General features: G+C 33.5%; 13 protein-coding genes. 4 read left to right on the forward strand and 9 right to left on the reverse strand.

Features of this window, described 5'->3' with window-relative positions; translation table 11 throughout:
• Positions 1-123 precede the first annotated feature (123 nt).
• From A9Q93_RS13035 to A9Q93_RS13055, 5 genes are all read right to left on the reverse strand, one after another.
• Positions 124-483, reverse strand: a complete 360-nt coding sequence (locus tag A9Q93_RS13035) for a hypothetical protein (protein ID WP_303687836.1) — start codon at positions 481-483, stop codon at positions 124-126.
• Between the two features lie 15 nt (positions 484-498).
• Positions 499-1,482, reverse strand: coding sequence for a hypothetical protein (locus A9Q93_RS13040; protein ID WP_303687837.1), 984 nt, complete (start codon positions 1,480-1,482; stop codon positions 499-501).
• A 9-nt stretch (positions 1,483-1,491) separates the two neighbouring features.
• On the reverse strand, positions 1,492-2,379 hold the full coding sequence (locus A9Q93_RS13045) for a hypothetical protein (RefSeq protein WP_303687838.1): 888 nt from the start codon (positions 2,377-2,379) through the stop codon (positions 1,492-1,494).
• Between the two features lie 114 nt (positions 2,380-2,493).
• Positions 2,494-2,640 carry a hypothetical protein gene (locus A9Q93_RS13050; RefSeq protein ID WP_303687839.1) on the reverse strand — a complete coding sequence of 49 codons (147 nt, stop codon included), beginning with the start codon at positions 2,638-2,640 and terminating at the stop codon, positions 2,494-2,496.
• A gap of 196 nt (positions 2,641-2,836) precedes the next feature.
• Positions 2,837-3,220 carry a hypothetical protein gene (locus A9Q93_RS13055; protein ID WP_303687840.1) on the reverse strand — a complete coding sequence of 128 codons (384 nt, stop codon included), beginning with the start codon at positions 3,218-3,220 and terminating at the stop codon, positions 2,837-2,839.
• Positions 3,221-3,326: 106 nt separating this feature from the next.
• Between A9Q93_RS13055 and A9Q93_RS13060 the strand changes: the two genes are divergently transcribed.
• The 3 genes from A9Q93_RS13060 to A9Q93_RS13070 are packed head-to-tail and all read left to right on the forward strand — an operon-like array spanning position 3,327 to position 4,648.
• On the forward strand, positions 3,327-3,455 hold the full coding sequence (locus tag A9Q93_RS13060) for a hypothetical protein (RefSeq protein WP_303687841.1): 129 nt from the start codon (positions 3,327-3,329) through the stop codon (positions 3,453-3,455).
• 25 nt (positions 3,456-3,480) lie between these two features.
• Entirely contained in the window at positions 3,481-3,780 is a 300-nt protein-coding gene (locus tag A9Q93_RS13065; protein ID WP_303687842.1) for a rhodanese-like domain-containing protein, read from the forward strand.
• 37 nt (positions 3,781-3,817) lie between these two features.
• Positions 3,818-4,648, forward strand: coding sequence for an AraC family transcriptional regulator (locus A9Q93_RS13070; protein ID WP_303687843.1), 831 nt, complete (start codon positions 3,818-3,820; stop codon positions 4,646-4,648).
• Here the strand turns inward: A9Q93_RS13070 and A9Q93_RS13075 are convergent.
• Together A9Q93_RS13075 and A9Q93_RS13080 are read right to left on the reverse strand one after the other, a co-directional pair.
• Positions 4,645-5,124, reverse strand: a complete 480-nt coding sequence (locus tag A9Q93_RS13075) for a 2-dehydro-3-deoxyphosphooctonate aldolase (RefSeq protein WP_303687844.1) — start codon at positions 5,122-5,124, stop codon at positions 4,645-4,647. The genes A9Q93_RS13070 and A9Q93_RS13075 overlap by 4 nt on opposite strands.
• A gap of 96 nt (positions 5,125-5,220) precedes the next feature.
• Positions 5,221-5,769 (reverse strand): carboxymuconolactone decarboxylase family protein, encoded by a 549-nt coding sequence (locus A9Q93_RS13080; RefSeq protein ID WP_303687845.1) that lies wholly within the window; start codon positions 5,767-5,769, stop codon positions 5,221-5,223.
• A 209-nt stretch (positions 5,770-5,978) separates the two neighbouring features.
• On the opposite strand from A9Q93_RS13080, the gene A9Q93_RS13085 reads away from it, so the two are divergent.
• Positions 5,979-6,614: a DUF4291 domain-containing protein gene (locus tag A9Q93_RS13085; protein WP_303687846.1), complete on the forward strand. Its 636-nt coding sequence runs from the start codon at positions 5,979-5,981 to the stop codon at positions 6,612-6,614.
• Positions 6,615-6,623: 9 nt separating this feature from the next.
• Here the strand turns inward: A9Q93_RS13085 and A9Q93_RS13090 are convergent, their stop codons facing one another.
• The gene (locus A9Q93_RS13090) at positions 6,624-7,418 is read right to left on the reverse strand and encodes a hypothetical protein (RefSeq protein WP_303687847.1); all 795 of its coding nucleotides are present in this window, start codon (positions 7,416-7,418) and stop codon (positions 6,624-6,626) included.
• A 336-nt stretch (positions 7,419-7,754) separates the two neighbouring features.
• Positions 7,755-8,672, reverse strand: a complete 918-nt coding sequence (locus A9Q93_RS13095) for a glutaminase (RefSeq protein WP_303687848.1) — start codon at positions 8,670-8,672, stop codon at positions 7,755-7,757.
• Positions 8,673-8,888: the final 216 nt, after the last annotated feature.

Consider the following 8,888-nt stretch of genomic DNA (forward strand, 5'->3'; position numbering starts at 1 on the left):
TGCCCATGAATTGCAGTAAATCTTAAATCAAAGTCTTGAAAAAAAGACAGCTTCTCTTTAGTTGCATGAAGTAGAAAAGAATTGTCCTCTACTATAGCATATCTTATTTTCATAGTCTTGTTTTTATAATTGCTCCCAGATGCGTTGATAAGTTTTCAGAAGAAATGAACACTCTAATGCAGCTTTTTCTAGTCCTAGGTTCTTAAAATCCACATTGTTATTATTTTTAAAAGTACTAAAAGATTTGTTGATGGCGTCTAACTCCATAGACATAAGCTTATGAGAGTTATGGTTGCTCTGAGTAGTTACAGAAAGCTCGAGCTGTATTTCAAGATACCTACTCTGTAAGGAGCTAGCTGCCTTAGCTGCTTTAGTTTCTTGTCTTATTACTAACACTAGAATACTCACGCACAGCAATACCAGTCCATAGTAAATGGGCTGGGAAGAATGTAAGGCTGGAGCTGCTATGTATGTAAAATGCATGAACTGGGATACTATTTATCTTCTTACTCTCATTTCAAATAACGTATCATAATCTGTACTTCCTACACTAGAACCATCTTTATAGAATAGTTTTCTAAAAATCATACGACTGTAATATGGATCTACTTTGTATCGCTTTGTCCAGTCAGGAAAGTTGACATCTTTTGATTCTGATATTTGTACCAAAGTTTCATAGTCTTTGTAAGTCTCTCTCATGTACTTTTTAAAATTTTGTGGATCTTTATGAAAGATTTTCATCAACTCTGGTACTTTTTTATAGGCTTTTTTTTGACCAAATTCAATTCCTTTAGTCATTAATTCAAACTCGTGGTATACCACTTTAGTAGCATCATCTTTAAAAGAAAATAACGGTTGACCATTTGCATAGTAAATGTATTTGATAGTGGCGTCTTCCTCCTTACTTGGATTAAATTCTGACTGTTCTACCCTTGTCAAAACTCCATTCTTGTAGAAATAATCGGCCATTTTTTCTAAACCGGTTTTATTTTTATTGTGAATACGGCTTATTCTACCATCCTTATCATATTCATAACTTGTGGTGTAATTTGTATAAACTCCTGTAGCAGTTTCTTTACTTATTCTTCCTTTCTCGTCATGACTGTAAACCACATCCATATTAAAATTTACAGCACTTGCTTTCTTTATTAAACTGTCTAGTTTACCTTTTTTATAAATATTTTCATACAAGGTCTCGCTGGCATACTTTCCGATAATGCGTGTATAGGCTTTATCTAACAAACCATTATCATTAAATAGCAACACTTTAAGCATTGCTGGCTCATATCCAGTACTGTCTGATTTGTAATAAACGGTCTCTGTTTTTGTCACTTGCTTATGGATACCATAATCTGAGGCTTTTAAAAAAGGTAAAGCCAGGTGCAAATTGATATCTTTTTCATAGACAGCTTGTTGTGAATTCGCTTTCGCGAAAGCGAGAACCAAGCAAACTAATGTAATATGATATAATACTCTTTTCATAACTATTTTTTACTGAATGGACTTGAGCGCCTCTTTAATCTCTGCATCAGAGATAGATGCCTTAGTCGTTCCTAGAATCTCGCGCACTTTAATATTTGCTACATCTCCAGATCCATAGTCTCGTATATCTTTAGATACTCGCAATACCCACGAGTTATCTTTATAGGTATAATAGTACCCAAAACTCACTCTATCTCTATTCATATTATTATCAAGTGTCCATGACTGAGTCATATTACCATAGTCATCAAATTCTTTTTCAAGACCGCTACTTAGTTTACCTTCTTTATCATAGTTGATTTTTTTAACCTCATTACCATTATCAAGCTGGATGATTTTCTTGTAACTAGGATTTCCAGAATTATCATAAGACTGCACTGTTACCTCATTCTTTTTATACATTTCTAGTTCTCTAAGAACACCAGCATTATTAAAGACTTCTTTTTTAACAAGTCGGTCACCATCATAAGTATTTATTATTTTAGGAATGTAATTAGGTCCATTTTCTATATCTATTAAAATAGTTTGTGGATTAGTTCCTTGATAAGTATACGTGGTTATAGAATTGTTTTTAATTCTAGCTACATAGGCATTTATAGATTGTAACCTGCCTTGCTCATCGTATGAATATTCTTGGGAATTTCTCCTACCGTCTGGAAAAGTCTGTACGTGAGTGAGGTAATTACCATCTTCATTAAAAGTATAAGTAGAGGTACTTCTAGGTTTTATTTCGTCAGTTTTATATTTATAGATCATGGTTTTTTCTATCAGCTTTGTAGTTCCATGAGGTAAGTTCATTTTAGAAAGATCACTATCTGGCTGACTTTGCATTTGATCGCAGGAGACTAAACTTAGTATAACGATTGCTAGTACACCTAAGTAATTTTGATAAAGCATAAAACACTTTTTTGAATTGACTCTACAAAGCTATAGACAACAAAGACTTAATAACATAAGGCAAATGCCGTATATCAATAGACCACTTGTTCTAAGATCTTTGTTGATCGATCATTAAATAATATTAAAAAATAGTGCCCCTAGAAGAGCAAAGACTATTGCTGCCATTTGTAATCCTATAATCACCTTAATAGCTTTATTTTTTGAATCTATTTTATATGCCATAAAACCACTTAAGATAGATAGCAGTAGTGCTGGCATACTAATATATAAGCAAAAATAATACAACCATATCCAGCTCGTGCACAGCGCAAAAACAGCTAATATTATAGATGGAATTGAAAACAAATAGAAAGTATTCTGACTAGGATTCTTAGTCTTAATGTAAAATGAGATTCCTAAAACAGATATACAAATGCAAAAAATAACCGCTATGTTACCTACTATTCCCATTATTTTAATCTACAATTTTAAGGGAGCGTTGTTTTTCAAAAACCTCATTACAAATATGTAACTGAACTTTTTCATCCTTAAAAATCTCCAAAGAGGATAAAATAGAAACCGCGTTAAGCGCATAATCCATAGATTCATCTTTAAAATACTTCTCTTGCGTTACCATATTGATATGTACGATACTATCTTTAACCAGTTGAAAACTTACATCGCCATCTTTACCATATCCATTTCCTGACATTAATTCTGAAAAAGCTTTTGCTTGATCTTTCAAAGTATCTGGTTTGTAAAACACCTCTACACCATTTGTTTTTACATGAGGCCCGTAACCATCTATATCACAAGAAACCAGCAGTGTAAAACAAAGAATCATTAATAAATTTTTCATGATCAATTATATTTTAGAGTTCAAAACTCCTTTGATTCCTCGATTAAAACAATAAGGCATTTGTCCTAAATAGGTCTATTGATCCTACGTGAATAATAGAAGATAAATGAATTACCGGAGTCAGTATGATCTCGCTTTCGCGAAAGCGGAATCATATAAAACTTTTCATTATTATAAATTTAGGATTCTATTTCAAGAAAGTATCGCCTACTTTAGACGTCTATTAAATAAGTAGATATAACAAAAAATAAACTCAAAATATGTTCGGATTATTTAGTAAAAAGAAAAAACAAACTATTGATAGGTATCTCAAAGAAGGAGCGCAGCTAGTAGATGTGCGTACCTCGTCAGAATTTAATAGCGATCATATCATAGGCTCTAAGAATATTCCGGTTCAAGGTTTTGATCAAAAAATAGAAACCTTAGATAAAAGCAAGCCTGTTATTGTCTATTGTGCCATGGGTGGAAGAAGTAATATAGCCGCATCAAAGTTAAAATCTAAGGGATTTAAAGTGGTAAATGCTGGTGGTATAGGCTCCATGAGAAAACACCTTAAGTAGTAATGTATTTATTATATATTCTTCCTATTTTTATCTTATGAAATTAGACTATCATAATATAAAAGACGAAGGAAAATTTACGATCACGAGTTTTCAATGCGGCCCATCACTTCAATTGTTGCAAGAAAAAGGATTGTATAAAATAGTATGGTGTACTGAAGGTGAAGAAAAAATAGTCGTAGATGGCTATGAGGTTACTCTTAAAAAAAACCAAGTGTTGTTTTGTACTCCAGTAAACATTGTAGATATCCCAAAAGATAATTACGGTCTCATAGCATTTGTATTTAATAGAGAGTTCTATTGCATCCAGCACAATGATCCAGAAGTATCCTGCATGGGACTTTTATTTTATGGCTCAAGCAATGCGCCTATTATAGATTTAAACGAGAAAGACCAGCGCAGTTTTAATGCATTATTAATTTTATTTCAAGAAGAATTTGAAACAAAAGATCATATTCAAGGCGAGATGTTGCGCACCCTTTTAAAAAGAATGTTGATCACCTCAACCAGACTTATAAAACAAGAAACTAATCAAGCAGATCTTTCTATAAAACAAGTAGACCTCATCAGAAAATTTAACATTCTAGTAGAGCAACATTACAAAGAGAAACATCAAGTTGCAGAATATGCAGAGTTACTCTATAAATCACCTAAAACACTCTCTAATTTTTTCAAAAAACACAACGTAAGTTCACCACTTAAAATTATAAATGAACGCATTGCTGCAGAGGCTAAGCGATTGCTTTTATATTCTGATAAAAGTGCTGAAGAAATCGCCTATGAGTTGGGCTATAAGGAACCTAGTCATTTTTCTAAATTCTTTAAAAAACAAACAGGAAGCTCACCGCTTGCTTTTAGAAAATCCTAATTAGGAAATTTTCTTGCAGTAAAGCCTTTTGGGATCATGAGCTTTTCAGAATCGTACATATTGATGTAAAGAACTAAAGTGTCTTTACTTCCTTCATGGTAAACAGCATATTTATCAAGAAGTGCCTGACCGTAAACAGAATTTTCTGAAGGTTGAGCACAACAACTGCCTATCCTGTAATATTCTAGCTCTTCTCCTTGAGGACCTGCCAGCGCATTAAGAAACCTGCGCTCATTAGTTGGACCTTCACTTTGAGCAACACCACCTACTTTAATGGCATTTTCTGGTTCATATCCATAGGATTTGTCATCAGCATATTTTTCTACTAGAAACGCATATTTATTTACTAAAATCTGTGGATATCTACCATCACTCTTTCTAGTAGCACTGTCATTTGCATTAGAAACTATCGCTTTTTGAGAACCGCAAGCTGTAATAAAAAGAGCAATTAAAATGGTGTAAAGAATATTCTTCATGGTTGGTTTTTGTTATAAATATAAATAAAACAGGCTTATTCTTAATGAATAAACCTGTTTCAACTAACCAACTATGAAAAACTAATTCTGAAATTTTTAAGCAGTTTCTAATTCTAGAGCTGGAGCTGCTGGAAAATCGACTGGCACATCAGTAAGATTATGGATATAATTTGATATTGTTTTTTCACCTACTAAAACAATAGTGTCAATAAGGTTTTCTTGCGTATAACCAGCCGCTAGAAATGCATCTACAACAGTCTCATCTGCTTTACCTCTATTTTCTGTAATATTTTTTGCGAGTTGTGCTAGAGCATCATAACTGCTTTGGAAAGAAGCTTTACCAGCTCTTAATTCTAAGATTTGCTCTTCTGTAAAACCATTTCCTTTTGCAATTGCTGTGTGAGCTGCCAGACAGTAAGAACAGCCATTCACTTCACTTACAGCTAGGTTGACCACTTCTTTTTCTTTATTGTTAAGAGACGTTTTAGATCCTGCAAAAGTCAAGTAATTGCTCAACGCATTATTAGAAAGTGCATAGGTCGCATATAAGTTAGGTACAAAACCTACCTGCTTTTCTAGGTTATCAAAAATTCCCTGATTTGTTTCACTTACTTCTGCTCTACTCGGTACATTAAATGTTGCCATATTATGTTGTTTTTAATTATTGTTAATTTTAATCCCTTAGGACAAGACAAAGATGTGGTTTTAAGTAGATTGAAAATAGAAAGGTATTTCCTCGTTGCTGGTTGATTATTCCCTATATTCTGCAAATGGCTCCATTCGATTAATGCATAGACATTTGTTTGCAAACTAATAGTCGTAAAATGTATTCTTGTAATCCTTAGCAAAACCAAATGAAACTTAAATTAAAATCCTATCAAGAACAATTAAAAGAATGGCCTCAAGAAGGTCATCATATCATGGCACAGTACGATGAAGAAAAGGTAATTGTATATCAATCCTACAGACCAGAAATCGGAAATTTTGCAGCAAAGCATCAATACTTTGGAGGTGCATTCAAGCGTACTAGAATGACGTGGATCAAACCTAATTTTCTGTGGATGATGTATAGAAACGGTTGGGGAAAAAAGCCAGGCCAGGAAGTAATTCTAGCTATGCATTTAAAACGAGAAGCCTTTGGACGCTATTTAAGTAAAGCGGTTTATTCTAATTATCAAGAAGATCTTTATGAAAGCAAAGAGCATTGGCAAGAAGAAGTGAAAAGCTCAAGCATCAGATTACAATGGGATCCAGATCACGATCCTTATGGAGGTAAATTAGAACGTAGAGCCATCCAGCTAGGAATACGTAATGAAGAGATTGTTGCTTATTCAAAAGATGATATTCTAGAGATAGAAGATATTTCTGAATTTGTAAGTGAGCAATATCTATTTGTAAAATCGCATGAACTCCACCGATTAATATTGCCTGAAGAAAAACCCTATTTACCTAAAGATATCGAGGTTTCTAGACGTTTGAGGTTAATCTAAAATATCATCTTAAAACCTAACCTCAGCACCCAAAACAAAACCATCAACTCGTATTCCTCCTAACGAGTAGTTATTATAACCAGCGTAATACCCCATTTTCTTTCGGTGATATTTCAATTGTAGCTGCAGTTGATCTATACTACTATCGTTGATGAATGACTGCTTATAAGAACTGTGTAAACTTATAGGTCTCAAAGCATACACATCTAGTCCTACTTGATAAGAAAAACCAGTCGTATCCACTTCATCGCCTACATAAGTCGCTCCTATTCCCCAATATCCAGTGACAGATCGTTCTCTGATTCGGTAATACTTGAGCATTAATGAAGTCATGTTAAAATGATCTGTATTGCCTGAAATATTACTCTCAAACAAGCTGGTATGCGATAATTCTGCTCCTAGAACTGGAATAAATCGATAGTTAATTTTAGTCTCAAAGCCTTGAATAGAATTGGCTGTAAAATAATTAGCATTAGCGTTTAAAAGACTTCTTTTATCACCTTCTATAGCGCCAAAATCATATTCACCATTCACATTATCATAATAATACGGATGTGGTGAAAAGTGACGTGCATCAAGATTACCAAATAAACCTTCATAACCTACAAAAAGAAAAAGATCTATAAATATCTCTGCAAATAATCCACCTACAAAATCATCATCATCGCTAGAGCTAGAACTGCTAGAACTAGAACTGCTGGAAGAGGAGGAACTGGAAGATAAATTTTGTTTGGCACCACTTAATTTGCCTTGTGAGTAACCTATAATTGGAATAAAGAATAATAAAAGTAAAAGCTTTTTCATAGTACAAGATTGATCTTTTAGCTTTATCAAGGATCATGCCTTTGATATTTCTCTATTTAAAAACGCGATCAAATTTTCTTCCCCTTTCCTAATAAAAATCGCAACCATTATCTTTTTGAAAAATTATATCACCATGAATAAACTCTATTAGCTTCTTTTTGTTTTTACTGTTTTCGCTTTCGCGAAAGCGGAATATTAACAACAAGACAAGCAGCATTTATTTTATATAGCTACAGGTGTTTATTTCTAAGGAGCAATCGATAAAGTAAATAAAATATGATAGGCTATAAATGAAGCAAGAAGCTTATAACCAAATTATTATCTTATGTACACACTTTAAAATATCGAACTATCAGTTGCACTAGTAAATTGCTCTAGAAACTTCATACCACGGTAAGAATTACCTTTTTTATTTAATCGCGGACTCCACACAGCAATCGTGTATTTTTCTGGATGAACAGCTATAATGCCGCCGCCTACACCACTCTTTCCTGGCAAACCTACTTTAAAAGAGAACTCGCCAGACTCATCATAAAAACCACAAACTTGCATGATGGCATTAATACGATTAGCCTTAGTCTCATTTAGAATCTTGTTATTTTGCTGACTGCGGTATTTACTAGAAACCAAAAACATAAAAACACTCGTCAGTTCTTCACAAGTCATTTCTAGCGAGCACATAGTAAAATAAAAATCGAGCACCTCATCAGGCTCATTTTCTATATTTCCGAAAGATTTAATATAATTACATAGAGCTACATTGCGGTATCCTACTGACTTCTCTGAATCAGCAACTTTGTTGTTATACCCTATATTCCTAGCTCCGCAGCAGTCCTGTATAAAATCTAGAAAATCGGCTTTAGGATCTTCTAGACGACTTACAAGAATATCACAAACCACAATAGCACCAGCATTTATTAATGGATTACGCGGTATACCTTCATCATCTTCTAGTTGCACGAGCGAGTTGTATGGATTACCAGATGGCTCTACTCCTACACGTTTCCAGATCGCATCGCCCTCGATTTGATAAGCGAGTGATAAGGATAAAACCTTAGCAATACTTTGAACTGAAAATTTAGTTTGATAATCGCCATAACCATAACTATTTCCTTCTATAGTATGTATATGAACGCCTAACTGATCAGGATCAACACAAGATAATTCTGGAATATAATCGGCAACGTTACCTATATTTTTACCGTTACAGATATCGTTATAAGTATCCCGTATAATCTTTTCAAAATCATCCATCAACAATTGTATTTTTCTCTTTTATAAAGTGTTATCAAAGGTGCTATATTCAATATTACAACAAACCTGCTGTTTCATCCTCAACATTTATTTTCATTTAACATCAGGATGAAAATTCCGTGCAATTTGATTTATATTCTCGCTTTTGCGAAAGCGAGATAAACACTAAGAATACAATATCAAAAACACACCTATCATAATACCTGCAAGCGGTAT

It is taken from the genome of Nonlabens dokdonensis (assembly GCF_002162835.1).
Lineage (GTDB): Bacteria > Bacteroidota > Bacteroidia > Flavobacteriales > Flavobacteriaceae > Nonlabens > Nonlabens dokdonensis_B.